The 16,328-nt window shown below is 70.2% G+C and carries 14 protein-coding genes and 1 tRNA gene; 5 read left to right on the top strand and 10 right to left on the bottom strand.

The genetic code is table 11. The features are described 5' to 3' along the window. Positions 1-13: 13 nt before the first annotated feature. The 3 genes from IE263_RS04835 to IE263_RS04825 all read left to right on the top strand — a co-directional run bounded on the left by IE263_RS04835 (position 14) and on the right by IE263_RS04825 (position 3,293). Positions 14-1,015: a proline racemase family protein gene (locus IE263_RS04835; protein ID WP_189932532.1), complete on the top strand. Its 1,002-nt coding sequence runs from the start codon at positions 14-16 to the stop codon at positions 1,013-1,015. A gap of 151 nt (positions 1,016-1,166) precedes the next feature. Continuing rightward, positions 1,167-1,880 (top strand): GntR family transcriptional regulator, encoded by a 714-nt coding sequence (locus tag IE263_RS04830; protein ID WP_189932530.1) that lies wholly within the window; start codon positions 1,167-1,169, stop codon positions 1,878-1,880. A gap of 126 nt (positions 1,881-2,006) precedes the next feature. Then, the gene (locus tag IE263_RS04825; RefSeq protein WP_189932528.1) at positions 2,007-3,293 is read left to right on the top strand and encodes a flavin-containing monooxygenase; all 1,287 of its coding nucleotides are present in this window, start codon (positions 2,007-2,009) and stop codon (positions 3,291-3,293) included. Between the two features lie 182 nt (positions 3,294-3,475). On the opposite strand, the gene IE263_RS04820 is transcribed toward IE263_RS04825, so the two are convergent. The 10 genes from IE263_RS04820 to sucC form a co-directional block, all read right to left on the bottom strand. Next, on the bottom strand, positions 3,476-4,648 hold the full coding sequence (locus IE263_RS04820) for a tryptophan dimethylallyltransferase family protein (RefSeq protein WP_189932526.1): 1,173 nt from the start codon (positions 4,646-4,648) through the stop codon (positions 3,476-3,478). Positions 4,649-4,942: 294 nt separating this feature from the next. After that, on the bottom strand, positions 4,943-6,286 hold the full coding sequence (locus IE263_RS04815) for a cytochrome P450 (RefSeq protein WP_189932524.1): 1,344 nt from the start codon (positions 6,284-6,286) through the stop codon (positions 4,943-4,945). Positions 6,287-6,294: 8 nt separating this feature from the next. Next, complete coding sequence (locus IE263_RS04810; protein ID WP_189932522.1) at positions 6,295-6,888, bottom strand: GTP-binding protein; 594 nt, start codon at positions 6,886-6,888, stop codon at positions 6,295-6,297. Then, positions 6,863-7,240: a DUF742 domain-containing protein gene (locus IE263_RS04805; protein ID WP_189932520.1), complete on the bottom strand. Its 378-nt coding sequence runs from the start codon at positions 7,238-7,240 to the stop codon at positions 6,863-6,865. Before IE263_RS04805 ends, IE263_RS04810 begins: the two co-directional genes overlap by 26 nt. Next, entirely contained in the window at positions 7,237-7,617 is a 381-nt protein-coding gene (locus IE263_RS04800) for a roadblock/LC7 domain-containing protein (protein WP_189932518.1), read from the bottom strand. Before IE263_RS04800 ends, IE263_RS04805 begins: the two co-directional genes overlap by 4 nt. Before the next feature lie 20 nt (positions 7,618-7,637). After that, positions 7,638-8,813: an ATP-binding protein gene (locus IE263_RS04795; RefSeq protein ID WP_189932516.1), complete on the bottom strand. Its 1,176-nt coding sequence runs from the start codon at positions 8,811-8,813 to the stop codon at positions 7,638-7,640. Positions 8,814-9,264: 451 nt separating this feature from the next. Next, positions 9,265-9,349, bottom strand: a tRNA-Leu gene (locus tag IE263_RS04790). Between the two features lie 182 nt (positions 9,350-9,531). Continuing rightward, on the bottom strand, positions 9,532-11,073 hold the full coding sequence (locus IE263_RS04785) for an aldehyde dehydrogenase family protein (protein WP_189932514.1): 1,542 nt from the start codon (positions 11,071-11,073) through the stop codon (positions 9,532-9,534). Between the two features lie 108 nt (positions 11,074-11,181). Continuing rightward, positions 11,182-12,066: a succinate--CoA ligase subunit alpha gene (gene sucD / locus IE263_RS04780; RefSeq protein WP_189932513.1), complete on the bottom strand. Its 885-nt coding sequence runs from the start codon at positions 12,064-12,066 to the stop codon at positions 11,182-11,184. Positions 12,067-12,080: 14 nt separating this feature from the next. Then, entirely contained in the window at positions 12,081-13,211 is a 1,131-nt protein-coding gene (gene sucC / locus IE263_RS04775; protein ID WP_189933166.1) for an ADP-forming succinate--CoA ligase subunit beta, read from the bottom strand. A 176-nt stretch (positions 13,212-13,387) separates the two neighbouring features. On the opposite strand from sucC, the gene IE263_RS04770 reads away from it, so the two are divergent. Next, the gene (locus IE263_RS04770; protein WP_189932511.1) at positions 13,388-15,070 is read left to right on the top strand and encodes a thiamine pyrophosphate-binding protein; all 1,683 of its coding nucleotides are present in this window, start codon (positions 13,388-13,390) and stop codon (positions 15,068-15,070) included. Positions 15,071-15,082: 12 nt separating this feature from the next. Continuing rightward, positions 15,083-16,324: a formyl-CoA transferase gene (gene frc, locus IE263_RS04765; protein ID WP_189932509.1), complete on the top strand. Its 1,242-nt coding sequence runs from the start codon at positions 15,083-15,085 to the stop codon at positions 16,322-16,324. The last annotated feature ends 4 nt before the right edge of the window (positions 16,325-16,328 follow it).

The following is a 16,328-nucleotide window of genomic DNA, read 5'->3' as shown; positions in this document are numbered from 1 at the left end:
GGGGAACCAGCCAGTGCGCAGCACACTCGTCCTGCACGCCGTCGACTCGCACACCGAGGGCATGCCCACCCGCGTGATCACCGGCGGGATCGGCACCATCCCCGGCGCGACGATGAACGAGCGACGGCTGCACTTCCGTGAACACCGGGACGACGTACGGCAGTTGCTGATGAACGAGCCGCGCGGGCACTCCGCGATGAGCGGCGCGATCCTCCAGCCGCCCACCCGGCCGGACTGCGACTGGGGCGTCGTCTACATCGAGGTCTCCGGCTATCTGCCGATGTGCGGACACGGCACGATCGGCGTGGCGACCGTCCTCGTGGAGACCGGCATGGTCGAGGTCGTCGAACCGGTCACCACCATCCGCCTGGACACCCCGGCCGGACTCGTCGTCGCCGAGGTGGCGGTGACCGACGGCGCGGCCACGGCGGTGACCCTGCACAACGTCCCGTCCTTCGCGGTCGCCCTGGACCGCAAGATCACCCTGCCCGACGGCCGGACGGTGACGTACGACCTCGCGTACGGCGGGAACTTCTACGCGATCCTGCCGCTGGAGCAGTTCGGACTGCCCTTCGACCGTTCCCGCAAGGACGACATCCTGCGGGCCGGTCTGTCCTTGATGGAGGCCGTCAACGCCGAGGAGGAGCCGGTCCACCCCGAGGACCCGTCCATCCGCGGCTGCCACCACGTCCACCTGTACGCGCCCGGCGCCACCGCCCGCCACTCCCGGCACGCGATGGCCATCCATCCGGGCTGGTTCGACCGCTCCCCCTGCGGTACGGGGACGAGCGCACGGATGGCGCAACTGCACGCGCGGGGCGAACTGCCGCTGCACACCGAGTTCGTGAACGAGTCGTTCATCGGCACCCGCTTCACCGGGCGGCTGCTCGGCACGACCGAGGTCGCCGGCGTCCCCGCGGTCCTGCCCAGCTTCACCGGGCGCGCCTGGATCACCGGCACGGCCCAGTACCTGCTGGATCCGGCGGACCCGTTCCCGGCCGGGTTCGTGCTCTGAGTCTCGTGCATACGGTCGACGGCCGCGCATCCGGTCGACGGTACGCCGGATATCGCATACACAAACCACCCCCGCGGATCCGAGGCACGGCATACAGCCGTAGATACTGATGGCACGTGACATGACACAGCCCGCCCCAAGGAGACCCTCCATGGCCGCCCCGCGCCGCAGCAGCTCCTCGCCTGCCACAGCGCCGGCCTCCGCGCCCGCTCTGCCGGTGCTCGGCGGCCGGCGGAGCAGCTACCGCGAGCGGGTCGCCGACGCCCTGCGGGCTGCGCTGATCGCGGGTGAACTGCGGCCCGGCGAGGTGTACTCGGCGCCGGCACTGGCCGCCCGCTTCGGCGTCTCGGCGACCCCGGTGCGCGAGGCGATGCTGGACCTCGCCAAGGAGGGCCTGGTCGACGCGGTGCCCAACAAGGGGTTCCGGGTCACCGACGTCTCCGACCGGCAGCTCGACGAGTACACCCACGTCCGCGCGCTCATCGAGATCCCCACGGTGGTCGCGCTGGCGACGACCGCCGACCCGGTGTCGCTGGAGGCGCTGCGTCCGGCGGCCCGGGAGATCGTCACCGCCGCGGTCGCGGGCGACCTCATCGCCTACGTCGAGGCCGACACCCGCTTCCACCTGGGCCTGCTCGCCCTCGCCGGCAACGCCCACCTCGTCGAGGTCGTCCGGGACCTGCGCGGCCGGGCCCGCCTCTACGGCCTCACCGCGCTCTCCGCCTCCGGCCGCCTGCTGGCCTCCGCCGAGGAACACCTGGAGCTCCTCGACGCCCTGCTGGCCCGCGACGAGCGGGCCGTGCGCGAGGTGATGACCCGGCATCTGGGGCATGTGCGGGGGCTGTGGGCGTCGGCGCGCGCGTAGACACACCGGCCCCCACCCCCGCACCGGAGCGACGTCTGTGATCTTCGTCGCTGGTGTGAGAGGAGTGCCGGATGGGCAGTCAATGCCCGTGCGCGAGAGGATGGTGTCTTTCCTGTGGGGGAAACCGTGAGTGTGTGTCTCATCGGTGCGGGCCTGTCGGGACTGGCAGCCGCCCACGCCCTCAAGTCACGGGGCATCGACTTCGTCTGTCTGGAGAAGGCACCGGATGTCGGCGGCATCTGGCGCCGGCCACAGGCCGGAGAGCGCGGCCCCGGCTATCTCTCCCTGCACCTCAACACCGCCAAGCAGCTCACCGGTTACGCCGACCACCCGATGCCGGCCTCCTACCCCCTCTACCCCCGGCACAACGATGTCGCCGCCTACCTGCGCGCTTTCGCCGAGTGGGCCGACGTCCTGGACCACATCGAACTGGCGACGACCGCCGAGTCCGTACGGCAGGAGGCCGACGGCTCGTGGACGGTCGTCAGCGTGGACGCCCACGGCACGCGCACCTCGCGGAGCTTCGCGCACGTCGTCGTGGCCTCGGGGCACAACACCGAGCCGTCGATGCCCGCTCCTCCGCCGGGCTCCGACACCTTCACAGGAACGATCCTGCACGCCGTCGACTACCGCGACGGCAGCGACTTCGCCGGACAGAAGGTCGTCGTCGTGGGGCTCGGCGCCTCAGCGGTGGACATCGCCGCGGACCTCTCCCGGTACGCCGCGCAGACTCTCCTGTCCGTGCGCCGGGGGTTGCACATCCTGCCCAAGCAGCTCTTCGGCATGTCGCTCGACGAGATCGCCGACGCCCCGTGGTGGACGAGCATGTCCCTGGCCGAGCAGCGGCGTTTCGTCGAGCAGGCCCTGCTCGTGGTGCGCGGCAAGCTCGCCGACTACGGCCTGCCCGAGCCGGACCACCCGATCTTCGCCACGGCCGTGACCATCTCGGACGAGATCCTCAGCCGTATCCGGCACGGCGGGGTGGTGCCCCGGCCCGCGATCGACTTCCTCGACGGCGACCGGGTGGCCTTCACCGACGGCACCTCTGCGCGGGCCGACGCGATCGTCTACTGCACCGGCTACCGGATGGCCTTCCCGTACCTGCCCGCCGGCTGCCCGGTCGGCCCACAGGGCTCGGTCGAGCTGTACAAGCGGATCGTGGCGGCCGACCGCCCCGGCCTCTACTTCGTCGGACTGATCCGCCCGCTCGGTTCCATCACCCGGATCGTTGAGGCTCAGTCGCGCTGGATCACCCGGATCATCACGGGCGAGACGGCCCTGCCGGAGCCGGACATCATGCGCAAGGAGATCGCCGCGTACCTCGGCGGCATCGCGGGCCAGTACGGGCAGACGGAGGGCGCGTCGATCCAGGTCAACGTGGCGCCCTATCTGGAGGAACTCCGCGAGGTGTGACGCGCACTCAACAGCGCCTGTCCGGAGGCGGGTTCGACGTACGGCCGACTCCGCCACGGCGCGGGCCGTCTTCGTCGCGCCACCCGGGCGTTCCGGGCGGCGGCACCACGACGGTACGGCGGGGCGCCGTGCAACCAGGGGAGCGGTCCGGCGACATCGGCGTACGGCTCCCCTGACGTGCGCTAACGCCCGCCGGCGGTCGCGGCCCGGGCCGGCCGGGAGCCGAGGGGCGGGCGGACTTCGTACGCCTCCGCGGAGACGTACGCCGTCACCCGCGGCGGGCGGCCGTGCTGGTGGGCCAGCGCCAGGTAGGCGATGAGGCCCACGCCGTCCTCGAGCCGCCGTGAGGTGACGGCGGACGGGGCACGCAACAGCGGGGCGGTGTCCATGCCGTAACGGCCGAGGAGGGTCACGGCGCGAGCAACGGCCTCTCCGTCGTGCCGGACGTAGTCCCTGACCGGAATGTGGAGGGTGAAGCCGCAGGGGCCGTCGCTCTCCTTATCGGTGAAAGAATGGCAGGTCAGAACGGGTCGCCTGGTGAGCCGCGCCGCCACGCCGCCCGTCTCCGAGGAGTCCGCGTCCAGTAAGTCGGGGGCGAGGCCGGCGGCCGTCCGGACGAACTCCTCGATCTCCGCCGGGGCGGGACCGGGGTCCATACGGCACAACGCGGGGGCCTCCTCGGCGGCCAGGCCGTCGTGGCGCAGGTAGACCTTGACCCGGGGCGTCTCCCAGTCGCCGAGGTCGAGAGCGAGAAAGGGGTAACCGTCGGCCGCGGGCAGTGACGCGAACGCCCGCCGGTGGCCGAGCCGGTGCAGGGCCTCCCGTACCGTCTCGGCGGAACGTTCCTCTCCCCGAGCCGCCGGATTCAGGTACACCTTCATCCGGGGCACACCGCCGGGACGCAGCTCCAGCGCGCACAAGAGAGCCAGGGGGCCCTGGGGACTCGGCGGGAAGAACAGGTCCTCGAGCCCGTCCAGCAGGTCGGTGGTGATGTTCCACCGCTGTGCCATCTCACGTATCGCCCGGAGTCCGGCGCGCCCGTTCCGGGCCCACCGCCCGCCGGCCGCGTAGCCGGGTTCCAGCAGGACGCGGAGCGCGGGCGCCCCGTTCGGCGGGAAGGAGAGCGAGTACTCGACCGGGGTGTGGTCGTCGGACAGGAAGGTCCGGTAGAGCGGCGGGAGGTCCAGCGGCCGCTCGGCGACCGGCCCCAGCGCCTCGATGAGTACGGTGGCATAGGCATAGGCGTCGGCAAGGCTCAGCCCGGCGACATCGCACAGGCGCACCAGTTGGCCGGCGGTCAGGGCACCGAGCGTCGGCGCCCCCGACGTGCCGTGGACGTCGGGCCGGGCGGTCACCGGGACTCCCCCGGGGCCGCCGGGCGGACAAGAAGATACCCGCCTGGCGGGGCGGGTATCTCGCGGTTCTGCCTCTGAAGTTGGGACCTGAGGGTGGGGACGGTGGTGCGCCCCCCGGTTATGTGCGGTCCTCTGCGGGGCCGTCCGGCGGGGGGTGGGACGGGAGCAGCGTCGAGGGGTATGAGGTCCACGACACCTCCTTCTACGCGTGAGCAACACGGTTACCGCGTTGCTCACTACCCCCGCACTTGAAGCTTCATGCAGTTCGCCGGAAGGGTGTGGATGTTGTGTGAATCACCTCGTCAGCCAGTTGAGGAACTGGCTCCACATACCTGTCCGTTCGGGCCTTCGGGCCGTGCCCGCACCCTTGGACGCGGGGGCCTCCGGGCGGTTCTGCGTGGCCGGCCGGTGCACCGGCTGGACCGGCGTGAACCGTGCGGGGAGGGTGGTCAGACCACGGCTGAAGGGGCCCGGACGCCACGTCAGGCTGTCCTCGGGGACGGAGAGTTCCACGTCGGGCAGCTTGTTGAGCAGGTTCTCGATGGCCGCGACGGCGATGTGGCGGGCGGGGTCCTTGGAGGGGCAGGCGTGCGGTCCCGCGCTCCAGGCCAGGTGCGCCCGGTTGCTGCCCGCCTGACGCGCCGCGGACAGCGCCGGACCGGTGTTGGCGGCGGCGAAGCTCACCAGCACCAGGTCGCCCGCCGCCAGCTTCTGGCCGGCGAACTCGATGTCGGACACCGGGTAGTGGGGCGCGTAGTTCGTCATCGGGGGGTTTTCCCACAGCGTGTCGTCCATCGCCTCCTCGATCAGTCCGCCCTTGTAGGCGTACCGGTCGTCGGTGAGCACCCGGTGCAGGGTGTTGCCGATGAGGTTGACCAGCGCCTCGGCTCCCGCTCCCAGGAGCAGGGCGAGCTGGTGGACCATCTCCTCGTCGTCGAGGGCGGCTTGGTGCTGCATCAGCCAGGAGGTGACGTCGTCGCCGGGCTTGGCCCGCTTGAGCGCGACGAGTTCACCGACGGCCTCGAACAGCACGGTGATCGCCTTCTCGGCGTTGATGCCGTCGAACATGCCGGAGATGCCGAAGAACACGCGGTCGCCGATGTCGGCGGTGCAGCCGAAGAGCTCGTTGAACACGAACAGCGGCAGCTGCCTGGCGTAGCCGCCGAGCAGGTCGGCCGAACCGCGGGCGCCGAACTGGGAGATGAGGAAGTCGGAGATCCGCTCGGTGGACTGGCTCAGCCGATGGGAGTCCACCCGGGCCATGCTGTCGGTGATGGCCTGACGCAGTCTCAGGTGTTCGGCGCCGTCACTGAACATGCAGTTGGGGCGGTACGCCAGAACGGGTACGACCGGGCTGTCCGAGGCGATCTTGCCGTCGTTGAGGTCACGCCAGCGCCGGGCGTCCTTGCGGAACGAGGCGGAGTCCTGAAGGAGTTGGAGCGCGGAGGCGTAGTCGGTGACGAGGGTCGCCTCGACTCCGGGGGCGAGTTCGACGGGCGCGGTCGGGCCGTAGTGACGCAGGTAGGTGTAGTAGGCCTGCGGGTCGGCGGCGAACTCCGGCCCGTACAGCGGCACTCTGCCGCCGCTGTGGTGCGCCGGGCACCCGGGCGGGGGCACGGGCGCGGTGGGTTGGTCCATGTCTGCTCCTAGTGGGCACGGTCCTGCAAGTGGCGGACGAGGGTGATCAGCGCTTCGGCCGACGACTGCTCGTCCCGCGCGTCGCAGGTGACGACGGGGGTGTCGTCGAGCAGGTCGAGTGCCTCGCGCAGGGCCCTCTCGTCCCGCAGGGGGCTGCCGTCGAAGTGGTTGACGGCGATGGCGTAGTCGAGGCCGTACTGCTCGATCAGGTCGATGACGGCGAAGGAGTCCGCGAGCCGCTCGGGGTCGACGAGCACCAGGGCGCCGAGCGCGCCGCGGGCCATGTCCTCCCACATCTGCACGAAGCGCTGCTGGCCCGGCGTTCCGAACAGGTACAGCACGACGCGGTCGCTGATGGTCAGGCGGCCGAAGTCCATGGCGACCGTGGTGGTGGTCTTGCTCTGGACGCCCTTGAGGTCGTCGACGGCCTCCGCGGCCCGCGTCATCGTCTCCTCGGTGGACAGCGGTTCGATCTCGGAGATCGCCCCGATGAACGTGGTCTTGCCCACCGCGAAGTGACCGACGACGAGGATCTTCACGGCCGTCTGCGTCGCACCGTCGCGGACGTACGCCTGCTCATCCAAACTTGGCCCTGAGACCATTCAGCACCTCCTCCAGGATCTCCCGGTCGGCGAGGGGTGCCCGCTGTACGGGCGGGCGGGTGATGAGGTAGCCCCCCTCGGTGAGGGCGGCGAGGAGGATCTTCACCACGCCGAGGGGCAGTCGGGTGTGCCCCGCGATCTCGGCGACCGAGAGATAGCCGGCCGAGCACAACTCGAGCAGGCTCTGTTCCTCCGGGGACAGCCGGGTGGGCCGCTGCTGGTGGTCGGCGGCGGCCGTGACCAGGGTGATGAGGGACAGCTGCTCCTCGTCGGGCAGCCCGCGCCCTTTGGTGATGACGTACGGACGCACTAACTCCGGTGTCTGGGGCTCCAGTTCGTCGAAACCGGTCATGACCGTACGCCGAGGTTCTCGCGCGGCGGCGTCATCAGGGCCTTGCCCAGCTGGCCGACGAGCTGCTGCATCCGGAAGGTGATGTCGGCCATGTCGACGTCGGGGGAGGCGGAGACACCGAGGTAGGCGCCCTCGCCGGCGGAGATCAGGAAGACCCAGCCCCCGTCGAACTCGACGAGTGTCTGCCGCCACTTCTGGCCGGCGTCCTCACAGAAGAAGGCGAGGGAGCGGCTGAGCGACTGCACACCGCTCATGGCGGCGGCCACACGGTCCGCGTCGTCCTTGTCGAAGTCCTGCGTCCGGGCCATCAACAGGCCGTCGGCGGAGATCAGGACGGCGTGCAGGGCCCCGGGAATCTCCAGGGCGCTGTCAAGCATCCATGACAGATCGTCGTTTCTCACGAGAACTCATGCCCTTCGCTGCTTGCACCACGGGTGCTGCTCGACTGTTCCGCGGGGTCCGCATGCGTGGCCCGGCCCGACCGGGTGCCGCGCTGGAAGGCGCCCATGATCGCCGCCGTCTCCGCGCCGGTGCGGGCGGGGGTGGGCGCGTCGGACGCGCTGCCCGGCACGATGGCCATGGGCCGCTTGCGGCGGCGCTTGGGCAGGCCGTCGGCGGTGGTGGTGCTCGCGGCCGACGCGGGTTCGGGGCCGCTGTGGGTGGGAGCGGGGGCGGCGGCCGGAACGACCGGGGCCGGCTCCTTCTGCTCGGGTGCGCTGGTGAGCAGGTCGTGCGGCAGGAGGAGGACCGACCGCACGCCGCCGTAGGGCGAGGTGGAGTCCACGGAGACCTCGAAGCCGAAGCGCTCGGCGAGCACACCGATCACCGCGAAACCGAACTGCGGCGGGTTGCCGAGTCCGGAGACACCGGAGACCCGCTCGCTGGAGAGGAGTTTCTCGGCTCGGGCCCGCTCCTCGTCGTTCATACCGACACCGGCGTCGTCCACGACGATGCAAATGCCCTTGGGCACGGTGCGGATATTGATTTCGACGACGGTGTCCGGGCTGGAATAGCTGGTGGCGTTGTCGAGAAGTTCGGCGAGGGCCAGCGCCACCGGTTCGACGGCGCGGCTCGTGATGCCGAAATCGACCTGCGAGAGAATTTCCACCCGCCGGTAATGGCGGATTCTGCCCTGCGCGCTGCGGACCACGTCGTACACTGAGGCCACATCGCGCTGGCGGCCGAGCCAGCCGTCGCAGAGCACGGCGATGGACTGGGCGCGGCGGCCGAACTGAGAGTTCGTGTGGTCGATCTCCAGGAGGTCCTGCAGGATGACCGACTCGCCGTATTTGTTCTGCAGCCGGGAGACAATCAACTGCTGTTCCGCGGCGAGACCCTGAAGCGTCCGCATCGCGGACTTCAGGACCGTTTTCGTTGCCTCTTCGGCTCTTTCCTGAGCTGCCTCGACGGATTTCGCGTACCCGTTCTCCAGCTCGGCATGCCGATCCCGGAGATCTGCGAACTCCTGCCTTAACGTCCGCGTCGCCCTGCGCTGACGAACAATGACTGCGACTGCGACGATTACGGCGACGAGGAGAGCCCAGAGTACCGGGTTCTGTATGTAATCAGTCATAAGACTCTCTTCAGGCGACTGACGGCCAGTTGCTGAATTCCCGTCGATGCGGGTGGACCGGCGGACCGCCCGCACCGGGGTTGCCGCCCGGACTGTCCCCATAGCCGGAGATGCCGTATTGCACCCATCCGCCCGCTCTACAAGCGCCGTGATCGTATCACCACACGATGCGATCAACGACCGCCAACATGGGGCGCTCTGATGAACATTGACGGCCTGTCAGACAGCTCGTCGACAGCGCTGCGACAGGCCTCCTCCGGGACAACCGATAAACGGGCTTCCGCGACATCCAGGGGGCAATCAAGAGCAATCGAGATGTACGGGGCCTTTTCCCGACACCGAAGCGCAAAGAAACAACAAAACCCGTACCCGGGAAGCCCGGATACGGGTCGTGCCAGTCGGCCGTCATTCACTCACCGAGCGAAATCCGCTCGGTACGGAGAGTGAGAAGTGTCCGAGGGGGGACTTGAACCCCCACGCCCGATAAAGGGCACTAGCACCTCAAGCTAGCGCGTCTGCCATTCCGCCACCCGGACCAGGTGTCTGTCGCGATGCGGGATGTTCCCCGCGGCGACACGGACAACAATACCAAGCTTTCGGAGTGCGTTTCACCTGCGTATCTGTCGGCCCGGCCCGGGGCCCACCGGAGGAGGTGCGGGCCGGGCAGGACCGCGCGAGGGCCGGGCGGCGCCCGCGGTTGCCGGCGCCGCCCGGGAGGTCAGGGCATCAACTGGTACTCCGGGAAGTTCCCCGGCAGCCTCTCCCCCGCGGGCCCCTGTGTCACCGCCCGTACCAGCAGCTCGCCTCCCACGAACGCGCCCCGCCAGGACGCGCCGAAGCCGCCGAAGAGCTCGTCGCGGTCACCCCGGGAGCGGGGCGTGCCGTGACCGACCTTGAAGGCGCGGATGTGCGGGGCCAGTCGGTCGTAGGTGGCGCGGTCGTCCGTGGAGAGCGTGGCGACGAGCGCGCCGTTGGACGCGTTCATGGCGGCGAGCAGTTCCGCCTCCGTGTCGACCAGGACGACGGTGTCGACCGGGCCGAACGGTTCCGCGTGGTGCAGCGGGGAGGAGCGCGGCGGATCGAGGAGCGTGACCGGCTGGACGTACGCCGAGGTGTCCTGGCCGGGCAGGAAGCGCGCGTCGGCCGGGCTCCCGCGGTACAGCGGGACGGCGCCCCGGTCGACGGCCTCGGCGACCTGGTCGTGCAGTTCCTTGGCCTTGGCCGCGTTGATGACCGGCCCGAAGTCCAGCCGGGGGCAGGGATCGTCGCGCTTCTCCACGGCCAGCGGGTGGCCGACGCGCAGGGTGCGCACCGCCGGGAGGTACGCCGCGAGGAACGCGTCGAACAGCTCACGCTGGACGACGAAGCGCGGGTACGCCGTGCAGCGCTGCTTGCCGTAGTCGAAGAGCTTGGGGACGACCGCCGTGAGCGCGTCCCAGTCCGAGTAGTTCCAGATGCCCCAGGTGTTGAGTCCCTCCTGTTCGAGAATGTGCCGTTTGCCGAGGTCGGCGACGGCCGTGGCCACCGCGGCGCCGGTGTCGCGGCCGCCGACGAAGGAGACGCAGCCGATCTCGGGCGCCCGCACCAGCGCCTCGGACAGCTCGCCCCCGCTGCCGCTGACGAGGGTCACCGGAATCCCCTCGCGGGCGGCGAGCGCACAGGCCAGGGTCAGACAGGCGACACCGCCGTCGGTCGGGGTCTTGGCGATGACCGCGTTGCCCACCAGTGCCTGGACCAGCAATGCGTGAACGAGCACGCTCATCGGGTAGTTCCAGCTCGCGATGTTGGACACCGGGCCGTCCAGCGGAGCCCGGCCGGCCGTCATCTCTTCGATGCCGTCGACGTACCAGCGCACACCGTCGACGGCCCGGTCGACGTCCGCCTGCGCGAGCCGCCAGGGCTTGCCGATCTCCCAGACGAGCAGGAGGGCGAGGAGCTCGCGGTGTGCGGCGAGGGCGTCGAGGGTGGTCGCGACGCGGGCCCGGCGCTCGGCCGGCGGGAGGTGCCGCCAGGCGCGGTGCTGGTCCAGGGAGGCACGGACGGCCCGGTGGGCGGCGGCCCGGTCCAGGCGGGGCGGTCCGGCGACGGGGCTGCCGTCGACCGGGCTGGTGGCGGGCAGCGCCCGGCCGTCCGCCTGCCAGGAGCCGTTCCAGAGGTTGAGGACCCGGTCGTCGCGGAAGGCCTCGGGGGCGACGGCCAGGCAGCGGCGCCAGGCGTCGGCCCAGGAGGTGCCTGATTTGAGGGTGAGGGTGGTGGCCATGCGGTCGCTCCGCTCTCGGTGCACGGTCGGGGGCGGGATGTGGCTGCGCGGCGGGTGCCGGCGGACGCGCGAGGTCCGCAGAAGACGCCCCGGCGTCGGTGACGGACGTCAGGCCCGGTTTCCCAGCAGGTCGAGCACCAGCTGCGCCGTCTCGGTCGGTGTGCTGCCCACCCGCACTCCGGCCGCCTCCAGCGCTGCCTTCTTGGCCTGGGCGGTCCCGGAGGAACCGGACACGATCGCGCCCGCGTGCCCCATGGTCCTGCCCTCGGGCGCGGTGAAGCCGGCGATGTACCCGACGACCGGCTTGCTCACGTGGTCGCGGACGTACGTGGCGGCCCGTTCCTCCGCGTCGCCGCCGATCTCGCCGATGAGGACGACGAGGTCGGTGTCGGGGTCGTCCTGGAAGGCGGCCAGGCAGTCGATGTGGCTGGTGCCCACGACCGGGTCGCCGCCGATGCCGACACAGGTCGAGAAGCCGATGTCGCGCAGCTCGTACATGAGTTGGTACGTCAGCGTCCCGGACTTGGAGACCAGGCCGATACGGCCCGGCTTGGTGATGTCGGCCGGGATGATGCCCGCGTTGGACTGGCCGGGACTGATCAGACCGGGGCAGTTGGGGCCGACGACCTGCGTGCCGCGTGCCTTCGCGTACGTGGTGAAGGCGACGGAGTCGTGGACCGGGATGCCCTCGGTGATGACGACGGCGAGGCCGATGCCGGCGTCGGCGGCCTCGGTGACGGCTGCCCCGGCGAAGGCGGGCGGGACGAAGACGACGGTGACATCGGCGCCGGTCGACTGCATACCGTCGGCGACCGACCCGAACACCGGAACGGCCCGCTCGTCGAAGTCGACCGTCCGGCCCGCCTTGCGCGGGTTGACGCCGCCGACGATGTTCGTGCCGGCCGCGAGCATGCGCCGGGTGTGCTTCATGCCCTCGCCGCCGGTCATGCCCTGGACGAGGACCTTGCTCTCCTTGGTGAGGTATATGGCCATGGTGTCCCGTCTCCTCAGACTGCGGTGGCGAGGTGGGCGGCACGGCGGGCGGCGCCGTCCATCGTGGTGACCTGCTCGACCAGCGGATGCCGGTGCCCGTCGAGGATCGCGCGCCCGCGGGCCGCGTTGTTGCCGTCGAGCCGGACGACGAGCGGTTTGGTGAGCCGTACGGTGTCCAGGGCCCGCACGATGCCCTCGGCGACCGCGTCGCACGCGGTGATGCCGCCGAAGACGTTGACGAGGACCGACTTCACGGCGGGGTCGGAGAGGATGACCGACAGGCCGTCGGCCATGACCTGGGCCGATGCTCCCCCGCCGATGTCGAGGAAGTTGGCGGGGCGGGCGCCGCAGCCGGCGACCACGTCGAGGGTCGACATGACGAGGCCGGCGCCGTTGCCGATGATGCCGACCTCGCCGTCGAGCTTGACGTAGGTGAGGCCCCTGGCGGCGGCCGCCGCCTCCAGCGGGTCGCCGTGCTCGGCGGCGACCTCGTCCCGACGGGCCTGCCGGAAGGAGGCGTTGTCGTCGAGGGTGACCTTGCCGTCGAGGGCGAGGAGCTGTCCCTGCCGGGTGCGCACGAGCGGGTTGACCTCGACCAGGAGGGCGTCCTCGCGGACCAGGACCTGCCAGAGCCGTACCAGGACGTCGACGGTCTGCGGGGGCAGGCCGGCCGCCTCGGTGACCTCGGCCGCCTTCGCCGAGGTCACGCCCTCGGCCGGGTCGATGTGTACACGGGCGACAGCATCCGGTCGGCCGGCGGCGACCTCCTCGATGTCCATGCCGCCCTCGGCGGAGGCGATGGCGAGGAAACGGCCGACGGCGCGGTCCAGGACGTAGGAGACGTAGAACTCGCGGTCGATGTCGACGGGTTGGGCCAGCATCACCGTGCCGACCGTGTGACCCTTGATGTCCATGCCCAGGATCTGACGTGCGGTCAGTTCCGCAGCGGCCGGGTCGGCGGCGAGCTTGACTCCGCCCGCCTTGCCGCGCCCACCCGTCTTGACCTGCGCCTTGACGACGACACGGCCGCCGAGCCGGCGGGCGATCTCGCGGGCCTCCTTGGGCGAGTCGGTCACCTCGGCCCTCGGCACCACGATGCCGTGCCCCTCGAAGAGTTCCCTTGCCTGGTGTTCGTACAGGTCCATCTCGGCTCCCGTCTGCGAAGTCATCGCGAGGCCGAACTCCGATGACTGAAAGTGCCGCACGCCCCCTGGACACCACCCACCGGATGCGGGATAACGAGATTCATACAGTATTCGTCGACTGTATGCAATGTACCGCGAGAGCCTTCCAACCCCCTACGAAGGGACGGGACTTCGCCATGCCCGACGACACCCAGGACGTGATCTCCGGTGGTCATCTCGTTGCCAAGGCGCTGAAGGCCGAGGGAGTCGACCGCATCTACACCCTCTGCGGCGGCCACATCATCGACATCTACGACGGCTGCGTCGACGAGGGCATAGAAGTCGTCGACGTCCGCCACGAACAGGTCGCCGCCCACGCCGCCGACGGCTACGCGCGCATCACCGGCAAGCCCGGCTGCGCCGTCGTCACCGCGGGCCCCGGGACCACCGACGCCGTCACCGGTGTCGCCAACGCCTTCCGCGCGGAGTCCCCGATGCTGCTGATCGGCGGCCAAGGCGCCCTCACCCAGCACAAGATGGGGTCCCTGCAGGACCTGCCGCACGTCGACATGATGGCGCCGATCACCAAGTTCTCGGCGACCGTGCCCGACACCGCGCGGGCGGCGGACATGGTGTCGATGGCCTTCCGCGAGTGCTACCACGGTGCGCCCGGCCCCTCCTTCCTGGAGATCCCGCGCGACGTCCTCGACGCCAAGGTGCCGACGGCGAAGGCCCGCGTGCCCCAGCCCGGCGCCTACCGCGCCTCGACCCGCTCGGCCGGCGACCCCGAGGCGGTCGAGAAGCTCGCCGACCTGCTGGTGCACGCCGAGAAGCCGGCCATCCTGCTCGGCAGCCAGGTGTGGACCACCCGCGGCACCGAGGCGGCCGTCGAACTGGTCCGCACACTCAACATCCCCGCGTACATGAACGGCGCCGGCCGCGGCACCCTCCCCCCGGGCGACCCGCACCACTTCCAGCTCTCCCGCCGCTACGCCTTCACCCACGCCGACGTCATCGTCATCGTCGGCACGCCCTTCGACTTCCGCATGGGCTACGGCAAGCGGCTCTCGCCGGACGCGACCGTCGTGCAGATCGACCTCGACTACCGGACCGTCGGCAAGAACCGCGACATCGACCTCGGCATCGTCGGCGACGCCGGCCTGGTCCTGAAGTCGGTGACCGAGGCGGCCTCCGGGCGCGTGAACGGGGGCGCGTCGAAGCGCAAGGAGTGGCTCGACGAGCTGCGCGCCGCCGAGCAGACCGCCATGGAGAAGCGGCTGCCGCAGCTGCGGTCGGACGCCTCACCCATCCACCCGTACCGCCTGGTCAGCGAGATCAACGACTTCCTCACCGAGGACTCGGTCTACATCGGCGACGGCGGCGACATCGTCACCTTCTCCGGGCAGGTCGTCCAGCCCAAGTCGCCCGGCCACTGGATGGACCCGGGTCCGCTGGGCACCCTCGGCGTCGGCGTCCCCTTCGTCCTCGCCGCCAAGCAGGCGCGGCCCGACAAGGAGGTCGTCGCCCTCTTCGGCGACGGCGCGTTCTCCCTCACCGGATGGGACTTCGAAACCCTCGTCCGCTACGACCTCCCCTTCGTCGGCATCGTCGGCAACAACTCCTCCATGAACCAGATCCGCTACGGCCAGGCCGCCAAGTACGGCAAGGAACGCGAGCGGGTCGGCAACACCCTCGGTGACGTCCACTACGACAAGTTCGCGCAGATGCTGGGCGGTTACGGCGAGGAGGTGCGCGACCCCGCCGACATCGGCCCCGCGCTCAGGCGCGCCCGCGAGTCCGGGAAGCCCTCGCTGATCAACGTCTGGGTCGACCCCGACGCGTACGCCCCCGGAACCATGAACCAGACCATGTACAAGTGAGGAGCGCTTGGCATGACCCAGACTTCGACCAAGGCTCTCGAAGGCGTCCGCGTCCTGGACATGACCCACGTCCAGTCCGGGCCGTCGGCGACCCAGCTGCTCGCCTGGCTCGGCGCGGACGTCATCAAGCTGGAGGCGCCGTCCGGTGACATCACGCGCAAGCAGTTGCGCGACGTCCCGGACATCGACTCCCTCTACTTCACGATGCTCAACTGCAACAAGCGGAGCATCACCCTCAACACCAAGACCGAGCGCGGCAAGGAGATCCTCACCGAACTGATCCGGCGCTGCGACGTCATGGTCGAGAACTTCGGTCCGGGCGCGGTCGACCGGATGGGCTTCACCTGGGACCGCATCCAGGAGATCAATCCGCGGATCGTCTATGCCTCCATCAAGGGGTTCGGGGACGGCCCGTACACCAACTTCAAGGCGTACGAGGTCGTCGCGCAGGCCATGGGCGGGTCGATGTCGACCACCGGTTTCGAGGACGGGCCACCGCTGGCCACGGGGGCCCAGATCGGGGACTCGGGCACGGGCGTCCACGCCGTGGCGGGGATCCTCGCGGCGTTGTTCCAGCGCGAGAACACCGGGCGCGGTCAGCGGGTCAATGTGGCCATGCAGCACGCTGTGCTCAACCTCTGCCGGGTGAAGCTGCGCGACCAGCAGCGCCTGGCACACGGCCCGCTCGCTGAATATCCCAACGACGACTTCGGCGACGAGGTTCCCCGGTCCGGAAACGCGTCCGGCGGCGGGCAGCCCGGCTGGGCGGTCAAGTGCGCGCCGGGCGGCCCGAACGACTACGTGTACGTCATCGTGCAGCCCGTCGGCTGGCAGCCCATCAGCGAGCTCATCGGCCGGCCGGAACTGGCCGACGACCCCGAGTGGGCGACACCGGAGGCCCGGCTGCCCAAGCTGAACAAGATGTTCCAGCTGATCGAGGAATGGTCCTCGACCCTGCCCAAGTGGGAGGTGCTGGAGCGGCTCAACGCCCACAACATCCCGTGCGGGCCGATCCTGTCCACCAAGGAGATCATCGAGGACGAGTCGCTGATCGCCAACGAGATGGTGGTCCGCGTACCGCACCCGCAGCGGGGCGAGTTCGTGACCGTCGGCAGCCCGCTCAAGCTCTCCGACTCCCCCGTCGAGGTGACCGGTTCCCCGCTGCTGGGCGAGCACAACGAAGAGGTCTACGTCGGCGAGCTCGGCCTCGGGGACGAGGAGCTGCGCCTGCTCAAGTCGAACGGGGTGATCTGACGTG

This window comes from Streptomyces aurantiogriseus (genome assembly GCF_014649375.1).
In the GTDB taxonomy this organism is placed as follows: Bacteria; Actinomycetota; Actinomycetes; order Streptomycetales; family Streptomycetaceae; genus Streptomyces; species Streptomyces aurantiogriseus.
Note: the sequence above shows the minus strand (reverse complement) of the source record. Positions and strands in the feature narration are given on the sequence as shown.

What these genes read in the sequence shown, in the direction of transcription:
- IE263_RS04800 (WP_189932518.1), bottom strand. Translation starts at nt 7,617, where the DNA reads ATGCTTGACAGCGCCCTGGAGATTCCCGGGGCCCTGCACGCCGTCCTG.
- IE263_RS04805 (WP_189932520.1), bottom strand. Translation starts at nt 7,240, where the DNA reads ATGACCGGTTTCGACGAACTGGAGCCCCAGACACCGGAGTTAGTGCGT.
- sucC (WP_189933166.1), bottom strand. Translation starts at nt 13,211, where the DNA reads ATGGACCTGTACGAACACCAGGCAAGGGAACTCTTCGAGGGGCACGGC.
- IE263_RS04830 (WP_189932530.1), top strand. Translation starts at nt 1,167, where the DNA reads ATGGCCGCCCCGCGCCGCAGCAGCTCCTCGCCTGCCACAGCGCCGGCC.
- IE263_RS04815 (WP_189932524.1), bottom strand. Translation starts at nt 6,286, where the DNA reads ATGGACCAACCCACCGCGCCCGTGCCCCCGCCCGGGTGCCCGGCGCAC.
- sucD (WP_189932513.1), bottom strand. Translation starts at nt 12,066, where the DNA reads ATGGCCATATACCTCACCAAGGAGAGCAAGGTCCTCGTCCAGGGCATG.
- IE263_RS04810 (WP_189932522.1), bottom strand. Translation starts at nt 6,888, where the DNA reads ATGGTCTCAGGGCCAAGTTTGGATGAGCAGGCGTACGTCCGCGACGGT.
- IE263_RS04795 (WP_189932516.1), bottom strand. Translation starts at nt 8,813, where the DNA reads ATGACTGATTACATACAGAACCCGGTACTCTGGGCTCTCCTCGTCGCC.
- IE263_RS04785 (WP_189932514.1), bottom strand. Translation starts at nt 11,073, where the DNA reads ATGGCCACCACCCTCACCCTCAAATCAGGCACCTCCTGGGCCGACGCC.
- IE263_RS04770 (WP_189932511.1), top strand. Translation starts at nt 13,388, where the DNA reads ATGCCCGACGACACCCAGGACGTGATCTCCGGTGGTCATCTCGTTGCC.
- frc (WP_189932509.1), top strand. Translation starts at nt 15,083, where the DNA reads ATGACCCAGACTTCGACCAAGGCTCTCGAAGGCGTCCGCGTCCTGGAC.